Genomic DNA, 14,459 nt, shown 5'->3' with positions numbered 1-14,459 from the left:
CCAGGCGAGCGAAATTGGTGAGGATGCAATGCAGGGGACAGGAACGAATGCGCGCTGACGGCGCGCCGTATGGGCCATCAGAACCGGGCGAACGGAGAACATGCAATCGCAGTGAGCGCGCGTCCGGCAATCAGGGATGCTCGCTACGCCCTTGCTCGGGCATGATGCCTGTTGGCAAGTTGAAACCGTCGGGGAGGGATTTCATGAGGAAATCGATGAAGACCCTGAGCTTGTACGGCAGGTAGCGCGTCGGCGGAAACATCGCGTGGATCGACATTTCAGGCGCATGATAATCCGACAATACCTCCCTGAGAGTGCCGTCGCGCAAGCAGGAGTCGACGATAAAACTGGGAAGGAGCGCAATGCCGCGCCCTTCGACGGCGATGTCGCGCAACACTTCCCCGTTGTTGCTGCACAGGCACCACGACACCGGGACCCAATGATCACCGTCCTTGCCGGTGAGCTTCCACTGCGCACCGGTTTCGAGATAGCCATAGTGCAGACCAGCATGGTCTCGCAGGTCCCTTGGATGCTGAGGTATACCCCTCTCTTCCAGATAGGCCGGGGATGCGCATATGATCCGCGGCGCCGACGCGATTTCATGGGTCACGAGATTGGGCGGCGGCGAATCCGTCAAGCGGATCGTGACGTCGAAGCCTTCCTGCACCGTATCCAATTGCTGATCGCTCAGGACCAGCTGGATCTGGAGGTCGGGATGCCGGGCCATGAACTGGCCGATCAACCGTCCCAGAAACATCGTCCCGAACGACATCGGCGCATTGACACGCAACAGCCCCCGAGCTTCGACCTGAAACTGCGATAGCGAGGTTTCGGCGTCTTCGATCTCGGCGAGGATGGCCAGGCAGCGCTCGTAATAACGCATCCCGACTTCGGTTGGTGCCGCGCTCTGCGTGGTGCGATTAAGCAGCTGCACACCGAGCTCGATCTCAAGATCGATGACATATTTGCTGACGGCGGACCGGGAAAGACGCAGCTCTCTCGCCGCTTCGCTGAAGCTGCCATGGTTCACGACCCTTGTGAACGCCTTCATATTGGTCAGTTTGTCCAAGCGTGCCTCCGCAGGTTGCCACACCGGCCGCGCAAACTATCGGCGCTCGGTCGGCGCCCGTCAGCTTGTCGCCATATCGTGGACAAATACGCCATACGATTTGATATTGTCAATGCTCCGGAACGAAACTATCGTCCGCTGCATGAGATGAAGATTGCATTCGCAAGGCGGTGCGGCACATACGCTTGGGATCAGAAGTATGATTTCTGCTGATCTCAAGTAACGGTGACGTATTGCGCCCACCGATCTGAACTTTCTTCCGCTAACGACATACCGACAATCATCTCGTCGAACGCGACCAGCCGCGAATAACGGCTGTTTCCGCACGCGCAGCCACTTCGTTTGATGGATGGAGAGAAACATGAGCAAAAACTACTCCATTGCAACGACGGGGGCCTCGCTGGACAAGGCCAAAGCGGCTGTCATTCTCCTGCATGGGCGCGGCGCCGCCGCCGAGAGCATGTTCGGTCTGGCCGATATCTTCGAGCAGCCCGATATCGCCTATTTTGCGCCGCAGGCGCCGGGCGGCACCTGGTATCCGTACTCATTCCTGGCCGCGCTCGATCGCAACGAACCCCATCTCTCCAGTTCTCTCGCCGAGGTCGGCAATGCCGTCTCATGGCTGCAGGACAAGAAGCTGGACCTGGCCCGGATCGCGCTGCTCGGCTTTTCCCAAGGCGGTTGCCTGGCGCTGGAGTTCGCGGCCCGCAACGCACGCCGCTACGGCGCCGTCATCGGTCTGAGCGCCGGTCTCATCGGCCCGGACAGGGCGCCTCGGGACTATGCCGGCTCGCTCGCGGATACGCCCGTCTTTCTGGGCAGCTCCGACATCGACCCGCACATCCCTGTTGAACGGGTGCGTGAAAGCAGCCGCGTGTTGTCGGCCCTCGGCGGCCAAGTCGTCGAGAGGATCTATCCGGGCATGGGCCACGAGATCAACGACGACGAAGTCGATCAGGTCCGTGCGCTCTTGTCCGCCCTCGTCGCGGCGCCCTGATCCCGCGGTTCATGGCGCGCGACGCGCAGCCGGCCAACCCATCCCGAGCTTTTAACGGAGACTAGACATGAGCAAACTTCACGAAGTTCTGACGCCTCAAAACAGCCAGGTCATTTTCATCGATCAGCAGCCGCAAATGGCGTTCGGCGTGCAATCGATCGACCGGCAAGTGCTGAAGAACAATGTCGTCGGCCTGGCCAAGGCCGCCAAGGCGTTCAAGGTCCCGACCACGATCACGACGGTCGAGACCGAGTCCTTCTCCGGCAACACCTATCCCGAACTGCTCGCCGTATTTCCCGAGAACCAGCTCCTCGAGCGTTCGTCGATGAACTCCTGGGACGACCAGAACGTCCGCGACGCCCTGGCGAAGAACGCCAAGGACGGCCGCAAGAAGATCGTCTGCTCGGGCCTGTGGACCGAGGTCTGCAACATGACCTTCGCGCTCTCCTGCATGCGTGACACCGACTATGAGATCTACATGGTTGCCGACGCCTCCGGCGCCACCTCCGCCGATGCCCAGAAATACGCCATGGATCGCCTGGTCCAGGCGGGCGTGGTGCCGGTGACATGGCAGCAAGTCCTGCTGGAATGGCAGCGCGACTGGGCGCGCAGGGACACCTATGACGCGGTGATGAACATCGTGAAGGAGCATTCCGGTGCCTACGGCATGGGCGTCGATTACGCCTACACCATGGTGCACAAGGCGCCCGAGCGCGTGAAGCACGGCGAGCGCATCGGCCCCAATCCCGCAAAGCAGGCCTGAACCACCCGCCCCTCCCCGCTGCAATCCGGAAGGGTCGGAGGGTCATGGGCGACGGAGCGCGCACCGCGCCGTCGCCCAAGGCTCATGCACGGCTCCGGTCTCAGGGAAGCTATCTGATGAAACTCTATCTCGTCTCTTTGGGCGCCGGCCTGCTGGTCGGTTTGATCTACAGCCTTCTGGATGTCCGCTCGCCCGCGCCTCCGGTCGTCGCGCTCGTCGGTCTCCTGGGCATTCTGGTTGGCGAACAGATCATCCCGGTCAGCAAGCAGCTGATCTCCGGCAAGGCCTTCGCCTCCGCCTGCGACAAGAGCCATGCCGTCACCCATGTCTTCGGCCAGCTGCCGGGCCGCCACATCGCGCAGGCCTCCGAAACATCGAAGGAAAAGACCTGATGAAGACCACCCGTCGCGCCTTTCTCGGCGGGGTATCCGGCCTCGCACTCCCGACGATCGTCTCGCGGGCCCGCGCCGGCGACAGCAATTCAAACGGAGATGCCGCGATGAATGCCGATACCGTCATCCACAACGCCAAGATCACCACGCTTGATCGGACAAACCCGGTCGCGAGTGCCGTCGCCATCAAGGATGGCAAGTTCCTCGCCGTGGGCAGCGACAAGGACGTACTCGCACTTGCGGACGACAAGACCAGGAAAATCGACCTCAAGGGCCGGCGCCTGCTGCCCGGCCTGATCGACAACCATCTCCACATCATCCGTGGCGGGCTGAACTTCAACATGGAGCTGCGCTGGGACGGCGTTCGCTCGCTGGCCGACGCGATGGACATGCTGAAGCGCCAGGTCGCGGTGACCCCCGCTCCGCAATGGGTCCGTGTCGTCGGCGGCTTCACCGAGCATCAATTCGCTGAAAAGCGCCTGCCGACGATCGAGGAGATCAACGCCGCAGCGCCCGACACGCCGGTCTTCCTGCTGCATCTCTATGATCGCGCCCTGCTCAATGCAGCGGCGGTGCGCGCGGTCGGCTATACCAGGGACACGCCCGAGCCGCCCGGCGGCGAAATCACGCGTGACGCCAACGGCAATCCGACCGGTCTCCTGCTCGCCAAGCCGAACGCCGCCATTCTCTATGCGACGCTGGCCAAGGGCCCAAGGCTCCCCTTCGACTATCAGGTCAATTCCACCCGCCACTTCATGCGCGAGCTCAACCGCCTCGGCGTGACCGGCGCCATCGACGCCGGCGGCGGATTCCAGAACTATCCGGAAGACTATGCCGTCATCCAGAAGCTCTCGAACGACAACCAGCTGACCGTCCGTCTCGCCTACAATCTGTTCACCCAGAAGCCGAAGCAGGAAAAGGAAGACTTCCTCAACTGGACCTCCTCGGTAAAATACAAGCAGGGCGACGACTATTTCCGCCACAACGGCGCCGGCGAAATGCTGGTGTTCTCGGCAGCGGATTTCGAGGACTTCCGCCAGCCACGGCCCGACATGCCGCCGGAGATGGAGGGCGAACTCGAGGAGGTCGTGCGCGTGCTGGCGCAGAACCGCTGGCCCTGGCGTTTGCATGCGACCTATGACGAGACGATCTCGCGCTCGCTCGACGTGTTCGAGAAGGTCAACAGGGATATCCCGCTCCAGGGCTTGAACTGGTTCTTCGACCACGCCGAGACGATTTCGGAAAAGTCCATCGATCGCATCTCGGCACTTGGCGGTGGCATCGCCGTCCAGCATCGCATGGCCTATCAGGGCGAATATTTCGTCGAGCGCTATGGTGCCGGCGCGGCCGAGGCGACGCCGCCGGTCGCCCGCATGCTCGAAAAGGGCGTGAAGGTCTCGGCGGGTACGGATGCGACACGCGTAGCGTCCTACAACCCCTGGGTCTCGCTCAGCTGGATGATCACCGGCAAGACGGTCGGCGGCCTGCGCCTCTATCCGCAACGCAATTGCCTCGATCGCGAGACCGCCCTGCGGATGTGGACCGAAAACGTCACCTGGTTCTCCAACGACGAAGGCAAGCGGGGGCGGATCGAGAAGGGCCAGTTCGCGGACGCATGCGTGCCCAACAAGGACTTCTTCACCTGCCCCGACGACGAAATCTCCTTCCTCACCTCGGACCTGACGATGGTGGGCGGCAAGATCGTCTACGGCGCCGGGGATTTCTCCAAGCTCGACGAGAATCCTGTCCCGCCGGCGATGCCAAACTGGTCGCCGGTACGCAGCTTCAAGGGCTATGCGGCCTGGGGCGAACCGGAGGGTGCAGGCAAGAATTCGCTGCAGCGCATGGCGATCGCCTTGTGCGGGTGTCAATCGTCCTGCGGCGTGCATGGTCACGACCATGCCAGCGCCTGGGGATCGAAGCTACCGATCTCCGACCTCAAGAGCTTCTGGGGAGCGCTCGGATGCTCCTGCTGGGCGGTGTGACGTGGCCTCTTCATCGAACGCTCCAACGACCGTCATGGCGAGGTTGGCCACGGCCGCGCGTCCGGTCTTCGGATCGGCCACCATGCGAAGTCTTGCCTATCTCGGCCTCTGCGCGGCCTACATCCAGGGCCCTGTCACCAAGATCCTCGATTTCGACGGCGCGATCGCGGAGATGACGCATTTCGGACTATCGCCGGCACCGCCATTCGCGGTGGCGGTGATCGCCTTCGAGCTCGTGGCCAGTGCGATGGTGCTGTTCGGCCTCTGGCGCTGGCTCGCGGCCCTCGCTTTGGCAGGGTTCACGCTGATCGCGACCTTCGTCGCCCTGCGCTTTTGGGAAATCCCGGCCGGGCAGGGGCGAATGATGGCGATGAACGCCTTCTTCGAGCATCTCGGCCTCATCGGCGGATTTGTTCTCGTGGCCATCGACGATCTGACCAAGACGAAAGACACCGCGCGTGACGGGCAGCGTTAGGCCGGCTGTCGCCCACAGATCCAGCCGTGCGCCTTGATCGGCCACTTGGCTCCTCACGCCAAAAGAAAGGAAGTTGCCCATGGCGCGTCTATCTTGTGTCGCACTTGCCCTGTGCGGCCTGATATTTGGCGGCGCCGCAATGGCGCAGGAGACCAATTCCAATGGCGTGGCCGACAAGGATCCCTTCGACGCGCTGAAGAACATCCCGCTCTCCTCGGATGGCAGCGTCTATGTCGATTTCGGGGGACAGTTGCGGCTTCGCGGAGAGTCCTCGAACCACCCGGTCTTCGGCTTGGCAAAGCCCGAACACAATGACGTCCTGCTCATCCGCTCTTTGCTCTCGGCGGACGTTCATTTCGGGCCTTATTTGAGAACCTTTGTCCAATTGGGCAGCGGGCTGGCCCCTTCCTGGAACGGAACGGCTCCGGCAACGCAGTTTGATCGCTTCGATCTCATGCAAGGCTATGGCGAGTTGACGCTTCCGTCAGCTGCTGGAAGTTTTATGGTCCGGGCCGGGCGGCAGGAGATGAGCTTCGGCTCTTCGCGCCTCGTCTCCGTGCGCGAAAGCCCCAACATCCGCCGCGCCTTCGATGGTGTCCGCGCCGCCTGGATAGCGTCGCCGGACACACGTATCGACGCCTTCCTCATGCGCCCGGTTTCGCTGCTCTCCGGCGTGTTCGACGACAAATCGGACACCAGCCAGGTCTTCTGGGGCGTCTATGCTACGAGTCCCGTTCCCGGCATCCCTGCATTAAAGGCCGATCTCTACTATTTCGGCCTCAACCGGGACGATGCGAAGTTCGCGCGCGGCACCGGCAATGAACATCGGCACACTGTTGGTGCACGCCTGTTCGGCAAGGCTGACAATTTCGATTGGGATCTGGAAGGTGCCTATCAATTCGGCCGTTTCGGCACCGCCGATATCAGTGCCTGGACCGTCTCGGCCGAGCTTGGCTACACGCTCCAGGACGCGCCGTTCTCGCCTCGGATCGGCCTCAACGCCGATGTGATCAGTGGCGACCACAATCTGCGCAACGGCACGCTTGGGACCTTCAATCCGCTGTTCCCGAAGCTGCCCTATTTCTCCGAAGCGAATCTGGTCGGCCCCGCCAACCTCATCGACATCCAGCCCAATCTGACGCTGACTGTGGTGAAGAACGTGGTGTTGAACGTCGGCTGGAATCCGCTCTGGAAGGAAGCGACGGCCGATGCCTTCTACGGGCCGGCCATTACCCCGGTCGCATCCACGGCGGGCGGCACCGGCCGGTATATGGGTCAGCAAGTTTCCACGACCCTTACCTGGACACCAACCAAGCATCTGACCTTCGGCGGCACCTATGTAAACTACACACCCGGAAAGAGGATACGGCAGGCGGGCGGAAAGTCCGGATCGTTCGCCGCGGCCTGGGCAGCAATTTCATTCTGATCCCGCAGCAAAGGCCGCAACGACGCGAAGCCCTTCCGACAAGCGCATGGGGGTGTTCCGCAGCCGTCGGAAAAAAGGAACCAGCAATTGAAACAGGGCACGTCATTCCTGCTCAGTCTTAACGGCGGCTATGTCGATACCGCCGGCTTCCTGGCACTGCAGGGGCTCTTTACAGCGCATGTGACAGGCAACTTCGTAACATTCGGCGCAGCACTGGTGAACGGTACGTCCGGTGCTTTTGCCAAGCTTCTCGCGCTTCCGGTGTTTTGCCTGACAATCCTGCTGACGCGGATGATCAGCCTTCGCTTCGGCGCATCGGGCTCAATCGCCTTGAAGACCATGCTCGGCATCAAGGTGCTGCTGCTCGCCCTCGCCGCGGCTCTTGCATTGGCCTGGGGGCCGTTCCCAGATGGCGACACTTGGCGGGCCATCCTGACCGGCATGATTTTGGTCTGTGCGATGGCGATTCAGAACGCCTCTCATCGCGTTCATCTGCCGAAAATCCCTCCCTCGACGCTGATGACGGGTACGACCACGCAAATCATGCTGGATCTGGCCGACCTATTGTCTGGAAGCGCTTCGCAACAGCAGCGCTCGGACATCCGGGGTCGGCTCAGGAAGATGGTGCCGGCCATTGTCGCTTTTGCAGCCGGCTGTGGCGCGGCGGCGCTCATCTTCATCCTGTTTGGCCTTCACGCCTTCCTCCTCCCGCCATTCATCGCGCTCGCGACCGTGCTCTCGATCCACCTCGATCCAGAGCCGGATATCGCCTGACGCCCATCTGTATCGATAGGGAATGCGCGTCCCGATCCCGCCGGGCCGCATCTCAAAAAAGAAAGGGGTGATGGCAGAACATGCTGAAAACACTTCGCAGCAAAGGCAACTCACTTATTCTGGCGTTCATTTCCGGCTTCGCTGATGCGTTGTTCTTCATTCATCTGGGCGGGCTCTTCGTCGGCCTGGTCACCGGCAATGTCATCCTCCTCGGACTGGGCCTGATCGGGCATGAGAAAGGCGGCCTGCACGGGCTGCAACTCTTGACCTTCCCGCTCTTCATGCTGGGCGCCGGCCTTGCGGCGATCCTGGTCGCCTGGATCCGGCCACTGGGTCGCGCCACGTGCTGTACGATCGTCATCGCGGCCTGTGCGTTCGCGATTTCGGCGGTTCTTGCGATCACCCAGACCGGCCCTGACTCGGCCTGTGCGCTTTTTGCTGTCGTGGCGATGGGCATGCTGACGGCGATCGAGCGCCTCGATCCCCGGCTCGGGCCGCCATTCTCGTTGATGACCGGCAACATCGCCGGCTTGGCGGTCGCAGGCACGCGCCGGCTCATCGGCTACAAGGAGCGCCCGGAAGAATGGGCCCAGTCGCTGACCTCGATCATCCTCGTCATCGGCTTTGTCGCGGGATGTGGCGCGGGCGCTTTTGCTCAAAAAACTGTCGGTGTCGCGGGGATGCTCCTGCCAACGCTTCTGCTGTTCCTGATCGGGTTTTTCTATGCGCCGCAGAATGGCCAGAAGCCGAGCTGACACAATGGGCCGTCTCATCGGGCCGCCCTTGGCATTTCCGGCGATGATCTTTCGGCTCACCCCGCGCGATCAACACGAGGCGAACCGCAGCTCGACCTCACTGGAACTGATGTTCGACCTGGCGACCGCCGTGGCGGTTGCTGCCGCGGCCCACGGCCTGGCGCAGGAAGTCGGCAGCGGCCATATTGCCGCGGGCGCCGTCCGGTTTGCGGGCAGCTTCTTCATGGCCTGGCTGGCCTGGGCCAATTACACGTGGTTCGCTTCGGCCTATGACAACAAGTCGACCGCGTTTCGCGTCCTGACGATGATCATCATGTTCGGATCGCTGGTGCTGGCCGCCGGGATCCAGATCACCTACAGCGATCAGCCGATCTGGCTTGCACTCGCCGGCTTTGTCATCATGCGGGTCGGCATGATCATATTATGGCTGGGGGCCGCCAATGGCGATCGAACAGCCCGCTCGATGGCCCTGCGCTATGCAGTGGGGATCGGCACGATGCAGCTCTATTGGGTGATGGTGATCGTCATCCTTCCTCCGCAGGGCTCCATATATCCGCTTTTGTTCGTGCTGGGTGTTCTTGGCGAGCTGGCGGTGCCGGCGTTCGCGGAGCGGCAGACCACCACCAGTTGGCACCACGGTCACATCGTCGATCGCTACAATATGTTCAATATCATCGTTCTCGGCGAATGCTTCGCCGCGGTTGCGAAAATCATCGCGGATTCCGGGACGCCGGACCTCGGACATTTCTGGCTGGCCGGCCTGTGCTCCGTCATCGCATTTTCCATGTGGGGCCTCTATTTCGACCGAAAGGAGCAGTTGCTTCGCCGCAACCTCGGCTCCGTCCTGGTCTGGGCCTATGGCCACTACGTGCTCTTCGCGGCCGGCGCTGCGACAGCGGCAGGTTTTGCAGTCTTCCTGGCTCTCGCTACCAAACGCGTCGAGGTTCCTGCGCAAATCGCTTCCTTCGCCATCGCCATTCCGATTGCGCTCTACCTCGGGTCGCTTTGGCTGGTGCGTGACCGCGCAATCCATCATGGCGCCACGCAATGGCTTCTTGTCGTCTCAGCCGCCCTGATCCTGGCGAGCGCCGCACTCGCTCCCCACCCGGCGGAAGTCATCGCCGCGCTCCTTGTGCTGGCAGTCGTCTGCCGGCAACGCCTTGGCCCCCGCAATGCCAAGAAGACCGAAGGACATGACTGAATCGGCCTCGACGGATGAATATTCCATGGGAAGCACAAACTTGCCGTCATCGCGCGGTAGCGAGCAACGACCTGCGAAAGGCGACCGAAGGATCTAGAGCATCGTGCCGAAAAGGGGACGCCGGTTTTCAAAAAAAGCGACGCGAAAACAATGACCTATAGCATCGGACTCGATTTAGAAATCGAGTCCGATGCTATAGGTCTGTGGATGACTTCTTCCCTCATTTTGAGGCAAGGAGGCCATGCTGGCACCTGGACATTTCAGCGACGATTTCAAGCGGGGCGCAGCGCGCAGATCACCAAGGCAGGCGATGTGCCGCTGCCTGCGCATCCAACTCCGCGGCTTCCATGCCTGGAGCACCTGGAGCATCTGGGCCGATCCACCAACCGCGGGTCATATCGCCGAAAGCCTGCCGAAAAAGCCGGCAGACTCGTCCAGCATGTCGGCATAGAACTTCGCATAGCTTCGATAAAGTTCCGTCCGCCCAGGGTCTGGACGGGTCGGTTCCCCCTCTTCCCTTACGAACCGGCGGGCTGTATCGGCCATGTCGCTGAACAAGCCGACCGCCTTGCCGGCTACGATGGCACTGCCGAGCGTTCCGAACTCGTCGCGATCGAGACGCCCGTAATCCAGGCCCAGGATGTCGGCCTTGATCTGCCGAAAGGTCTGGCTGCGGGCTCCTCCGCCAATACTCGTGACACGCGTCGGCACGAGATCGGGAGCGAGCGCCTTCACCGAGCGCAGATAGAGCAGATATTCATAGCCGATGCTTTCCATGATCGAACGGACCATGTGCGCCTTTCCGTGACGCCAGGTCAGGCCGACGAAGGCGCCACGCATATCCGTATTGTTGGGCGTATTGCGCCCCCCGAGATGCGGCAGGAAGATCAGCTTGTCCGCACCGGGCGGCGCGGACTCGGCCAGGCGGCCAAGTTCGTCATAGGGGTTGCGCCCCTCATTCTCCCATTGCGGCTTCTCCGCGTCGCAGATGGCATCGCGGAACCAGCGCAGATTGAGCCCGCCGCCGGCGACATAGGCCATGGCGTAGTAGAGCCCGGGTACGACGTGGGGACAGGTCATCAGGGCCTGATGGGTGGTATCGGTGGCAAAGCTATCGAGCACGATCGAGAACACCGAGGCCGTGCCGGAAGCATCGTAGATCATGCCGGGATCGACGATGCCGCCCCCGAGCACATTCGCAGCCTGATCGCCGCATCCGGCCGCAATCGGCGTCCCCTGCATGAGACCGGTTGCCTCGGCTGCCGCATGCGTCAGCCTGCCCACCACTTCCCAAGGCTCGACGATGCGGGGAAGCTTGGCCGTGTCGAGGCCGAAATCGGCGAGCAGATCCTCATTCCATCGACAGTTGGCCGTGTCGGCGAAAGTCGAGAAGTTGAGATAGGTCCTGTCGATGAAGGCATCCTTGCCCTTGAGACCAGCCAGGCGCCCGGCGACATAGGCAGCAGGCTGCACGAAGGCGCGGATGCGTTCCCAGGCCTCGGGGAACTCGTGTTTCCAATAGAGGATCTTCGGCCCGTGATTATAGCAGGGTGTGCAGCCGGAGGCCTGCAGGATCTCCATGCCGCGCTTCTTCAACCGGGGCAGATAGGCGGCACAACGATTGTCGAGCCAGGAATCGTAATGCGTCGGGGCATTCCAGTCGTCGTCGACGGTGCATACGCCGCCCATCTGGCCATCGAGGGCGATCGCCACGACATCGGAGGGGTTCACCCCACCAGCTTCCATCGCCGCGCGAATGGTTCGATGGACGGAGCCTTCGATATCGTCGGGCTGCTGCTCCACCCATCCTGGCTTGGGATAGATCAGGACCGACTCTTCGAAAGCCGAGCCCAGCAGCTTTCCGGTCTCGTCGTAGATGCCGGTCTTGGTGCCGGTCGTGCCGATATCGATGCCGATCACGGCCTTTGCCATGGCGTCTCTCCCTGAATTGGCCCTGGCAGTTTCATCCCGCCATTGTCGCGCCACCGGCCCGTTCGCGCCGGTGGATAGTCGTATCGGCTCAGCCTTGCGAAGCGCTGGATATGCCACCGTCGAAGAGGCGTTTTTCGTCCTCCAGCGACCAGCGGACCGGCTGGTCGTCCTGGCGCAGGTCACGCACCGGCGTTACCGGCAGGTCGAGCAAGGCGGGATAGATGGCGATCTTGCCCGAGACCTTGCCGGCATTGACCGCCTCGAGCGCATCCGGCAGGGCACCGAGCCCCGCCACCGCCTCCAGATTGCCCGAGAGTTCAAGCGAACCTTCCACCACGCGATCGAGGACGGCAAGCTGGTCCGCGACCGTGCAACCGGTAGAGCCGGTGATGCGTGCATTGGCGCTGGAGACCAGCCCGAGCGGCAGAGCGCAAGGCTGGCCGAAAGGCATGCCGGCGAACAGCACGAGCATGCCATCGGCCCGCATCAGGCGGGCGCCGCGCTCGATCACCGCGACCTCCGGTGCAACCACCACCACGTCGTCGCAGCCTTCGGGGGCCAGGCGAGCGACGCAGGCTTCGACCTCGCCGTCCTCGATCACCACCAGCGTCTTGCCATGCTGCCGGGCGAGCGGGGCGAAGTCATCCTCCAGCGCCTTGAGGCGGGCGCCCTTGCGCGAGGTGGCGATGACGGTCGCCGGCCCATCCTTCAGCTCCAGGGCGCGATGCGTGTGGATACGGCCCATGGCGCCACCCGCACCCAGCACAAGGGCTATGCCGCCCGCGCGCAGTTCGAAGCGCGTGCGCGCGGGCAGGAAGGCTTCCGACAGCGAGGGGCCGGGAGAGCCCAGAAAAGAGAGCTCGTGATAGTGGATGCGCGCGGCATCGAGGATGACGCTCTCGTGCCCCAACTCTGAGCCGACCAGGACCATCAGGCCGCCCTTGGCAAGGCAGTTCGCCAGCCGGGCTGTCGCCTCCGCGTCGAGGCGGCCGGCGAGGATGATGTCGTCATAGCTCGCCTGTCCAGCTTCCGAGGCTGCAAAGGCATCCAGGCTCTCATGCCATGCCACCGAAGCTGCGCCGCCCGCCCAGGCACGCGCAGCCTCACCGGCGCCGACCAGAACGACCTCGCCGTCCGGCGCCGGTCGATCGAAGCGCGTTCCCGGCACCGCCTCCACCACCAGCAGGCGGCCGCCGGATTTCAGGCTCGTGCGGCAATTGGGGCGATAGGCCGCCTCCACGCAGGCATAGGGCTCCAGCATGGCGATGGTGGCGGCACTGACATCGGCCGGCACCGGGAAGACATAGGGGCCTTCGCCTGCCAGCACGCGCGCGTCGAGACGGATATATTCGGCGAAGGCACCCGGCAGGTCCATGCCGACGGTGCGGCGCCTGCCCTCGACCATGATGGCCGGCTGCAGGCCGAGCCTGTCCCCCGGCCGGAACCGATCGCGCCAATTGGCCCCGGCATCGACGATCGTCAGCGCCATCTCGTGGCCGAGCACGGCAGGGCTGTCGGCAAGGTCGCGATCGGCAAACAGGGGGTGAGCCTTGCCCATGCGGATGATCTTGATGTCCGACGAGCAGATGCAGACGGCATCAATGCGGGCAATCACCTCGTCCGGCCCGGCCGGTGCCTGCGGTTCATCGACATAGCGCCCATCCATACCGATATCGCGGATGCCGCCACCGGCAAAGGGCCAGCTCCGGTTGAGAGCCGGCAGGCCGGAGGGCACGGCATTCTGGGAAAGGGCAGTACGGCGCATGGGATACTCGCTTATTTCAATCGGCTTCTGGCGATGACGCCATCGGTGTAATCGAGGCGCTCGAGGGCCTTGTCGTGATCCTGGAGGGCCACCAGCGCGTAGAGCGCATCCATGGCGGTGAGCTGCGCCATCTTGGAGACCATCGATTCATACATGCCTTCGCCACCCGTCGGTTCGGGTGCGGCGCCTGGCAGGGTCAGCACGGCGTCGGCCTGCTTGGCGAGAGGCGAACCGCCGGCAGAGGTGATGGCGATGGTGGGCATGCCCAGGGCCTTCGCCTCGCGCAGCGCTTCGACCGTACTCTTGGTGCGGCCGCTGTCACTGATGCCGATGGCGACGGCGCGCCCGGCCAGGCCCGCCACCGAGAACATCTGGATATTGGCATCGCGGTTGAAGATGCAGGCCTTGCCGATGCGCAGGAAACGCATGACGCCATTCTCCGCGGCAAGGAGCGAGGATCCGACCGCGAAGAACACGATGGTGTGGTGTTCTGAAACCAGGAGCGCCGCCTTCCGCAATTCGGCGGGATCCAGCGTCATCGTGGCGCCGGTGATGATCTCGGCCTGGCGGCGCGATACCTTGGCGATGATCGCGGCGGCATCGTCCCCCGGCGCGATGCCTTCATAAACTTCGTGCTCGGCCGCCCTGCCCCGGGCCGCTTTGCGCGTCAGCCCTTCGGCCAGCATGATGCGGAACTCCTGATAGGAATCGGCACCGACCAAGCGCACGAAACGGCTGACGGACGACTGGGAGACACCGGCTTCCTCGGCCAGTTCCTTGATGCTCATGGCCTTGGCATCGGCCGTCTTGTCGAGCACGAAATCGGCGATGCGCCTCAGGGTTGGATTGAGCCCGCCGCGCAGAGCGTTGATGCGTCGCGTAATCTCCGTTTGCGGTCCCTGCACAGGTCACTCCCAAAACCGTT

At 62.9% G+C, this 14,459-nt stretch carries 13 protein-coding genes; 9 read left to right on the top strand and 4 right to left on the bottom strand.

Translation table 11 applies throughout. From position 1 onward, the window contains the following. Positions 1-130: 130 nt before the first annotated feature. Positions 131-1,069 carry a LysR substrate-binding domain-containing protein gene (locus tag QM672_RS04450; protein ID WP_415080870.1) on the bottom strand — a complete coding sequence of 313 codons (939 nt, stop codon included), beginning with the start codon at positions 1,067-1,069 and terminating at the stop codon, positions 131-133. Positions 1,070-1,418: 349 nt separating this feature from the next. Here QM672_RS04450 and QM672_RS04445 point away from each other — a divergent pair, with 349 nt between their 5' ends. From QM672_RS04445 to QM672_RS04405, 9 genes are all read left to right on the top strand, one after another. Next, complete coding sequence (locus tag QM672_RS04445) at positions 1,419-2,066, top strand: alpha/beta hydrolase (protein WP_415080868.1); 648 nt, start codon at positions 1,419-1,421, stop codon at positions 2,064-2,066. Between the two features lie 67 nt (positions 2,067-2,133). Beyond that, a complete protein-coding gene (locus QM672_RS04440) occupies positions 2,134-2,829 on the top strand; it encodes a hydrolase (RefSeq protein WP_311937193.1) in 696 nt (231 codons plus the stop codon). A 116-nt stretch (positions 2,830-2,945) separates the two neighbouring features. Beyond that, the gene (locus QM672_RS04435; protein WP_149250343.1) at positions 2,946-3,221 is read left to right on the top strand and encodes a XapX domain-containing protein; all 276 of its coding nucleotides are present in this window, start codon (positions 2,946-2,948) and stop codon (positions 3,219-3,221) included. Further along, positions 3,221-5,206, top strand: coding sequence for an amidohydrolase (locus QM672_RS04430; protein ID WP_415080865.1), 1,986 nt, complete (start codon positions 3,221-3,223; stop codon positions 5,204-5,206). The genes QM672_RS04435 and QM672_RS04430 overlap by 1 nt, the downstream gene beginning before the upstream one ends. Positions 5,207-5,288: 82 nt before the next feature. Then, entirely contained in the window at positions 5,289-5,681 is a 393-nt protein-coding gene (locus QM672_RS04425; protein ID WP_367624804.1) for a DoxX family protein, read from the top strand. A 139-nt stretch (positions 5,682-5,820) separates the two neighbouring features. After that, positions 5,821-7,107: an alginate export family protein gene (locus tag QM672_RS04420; protein ID WP_415080863.1), complete on the top strand. Its 1,287-nt coding sequence runs from the start codon at positions 5,821-5,823 to the stop codon at positions 7,105-7,107. Positions 7,108-7,194: 87 nt separating this feature from the next. Further along, positions 7,195-7,881 carry a YoaK family protein gene (locus QM672_RS04415; RefSeq protein ID WP_311937208.1) on the top strand — a complete coding sequence of 229 codons (687 nt, stop codon included), beginning with the start codon at positions 7,195-7,197 and terminating at the stop codon, positions 7,879-7,881. 80 nt (positions 7,882-7,961) lie between these two features. Then, the gene (locus QM672_RS04410) at positions 7,962-8,636 is read left to right on the top strand and encodes a YoaK family protein (protein WP_415080861.1); all 675 of its coding nucleotides are present in this window, start codon (positions 7,962-7,964) and stop codon (positions 8,634-8,636) included. Between the two features lie 4 nt (positions 8,637-8,640). Continuing rightward, positions 8,641-9,837 (top strand): low temperature requirement protein A, encoded by a 1,197-nt coding sequence (locus QM672_RS04405; protein WP_415080859.1) that lies wholly within the window; start codon positions 8,641-8,643, stop codon positions 9,835-9,837. Between the two features lie 393 nt (positions 9,838-10,230). Here QM672_RS04405 and QM672_RS04400 read toward each other — a convergent pair whose 3' ends face one another. The 3 genes from QM672_RS04400 to QM672_RS04390 all read right to left on the bottom strand — a co-directional run bounded on the left by QM672_RS04400 (position 10,231) and on the right by QM672_RS04390 (position 14,439). After that, positions 10,231-11,769: an FGGY-family carbohydrate kinase gene (locus tag QM672_RS04400; RefSeq protein WP_415080857.1), complete on the bottom strand. Its 1,539-nt coding sequence runs from the start codon at positions 11,767-11,769 to the stop codon at positions 10,231-10,233. An 88-nt stretch (positions 11,770-11,857) separates the two neighbouring features. Continuing rightward, entirely contained in the window at positions 11,858-13,534 is a 1,677-nt protein-coding gene (locus tag QM672_RS04395; RefSeq protein ID WP_415080855.1) for an alcohol dehydrogenase catalytic domain-containing protein, read from the bottom strand. 11 nt (positions 13,535-13,545) lie between these two features. After that, positions 13,546-14,439, bottom strand: a complete 894-nt coding sequence (locus QM672_RS04390; protein WP_311937225.1) for a MurR/RpiR family transcriptional regulator — start codon at positions 14,437-14,439, stop codon at positions 13,546-13,548. Positions 14,440-14,459 lie beyond the last annotated feature (20 nt).

The sequence above is a fragment of the Labrys sp. (in: a-proteobacteria) genome (assembly GCF_047605565.1).
Classification (GTDB): Bacteria; Pseudomonadota; Alphaproteobacteria; order Rhizobiales; family Labraceae; genus Labrys; species Labrys neptuniae.
Note: the sequence above shows the minus strand (reverse complement) of the source record. Positions and strands in the feature narration are given on the sequence as shown.

Coding starts and splice junctions, on each gene's coding strand:
- QM672_RS04445 (WP_415080868.1), top strand. CDS start 1,419: ATGGAGAGAAACATGAGCAAAAACTACTCCATTGCAACGACGGGGGCC.
- QM672_RS04440 (WP_311937193.1), top strand. CDS start 2,134: ATGAGCAAACTTCACGAAGTTCTGACGCCTCAAAACAGCCAGGTCATT.
- QM672_RS04435 (WP_149250343.1), top strand. CDS start 2,946: ATGAAACTCTATCTCGTCTCTTTGGGCGCCGGCCTGCTGGTCGGTTTG.
- QM672_RS04430 (WP_415080865.1), top strand. CDS start 3,221: ATGAAGACCACCCGTCGCGCCTTTCTCGGCGGGGTATCCGGCCTCGCA.
- QM672_RS04425 (WP_367624804.1), top strand. CDS start 5,289: ATGCGAAGTCTTGCCTATCTCGGCCTCTGCGCGGCCTACATCCAGGGC.
- QM672_RS04420 (WP_415080863.1), top strand. CDS start 5,821: ATGGCGCAGGAGACCAATTCCAATGGCGTGGCCGACAAGGATCCCTTC.
- QM672_RS04410 (WP_415080861.1), top strand. CDS start 7,962: ATGCTGAAAACACTTCGCAGCAAAGGCAACTCACTTATTCTGGCGTTC.
- QM672_RS04405 (WP_415080859.1), top strand. CDS start 8,641: ATGGGCCGTCTCATCGGGCCGCCCTTGGCATTTCCGGCGATGATCTTT.
- QM672_RS04400 (WP_415080857.1), bottom strand. CDS start 11,769: ATGGCAAAGGCCGTGATCGGCATCGATATCGGCACGACCGGCACCAAG.
- QM672_RS04395 (WP_415080855.1), bottom strand. CDS start 13,534: ATGCGCCGTACTGCCCTTTCCCAGAATGCCGTGCCCTCCGGCCTGCCG.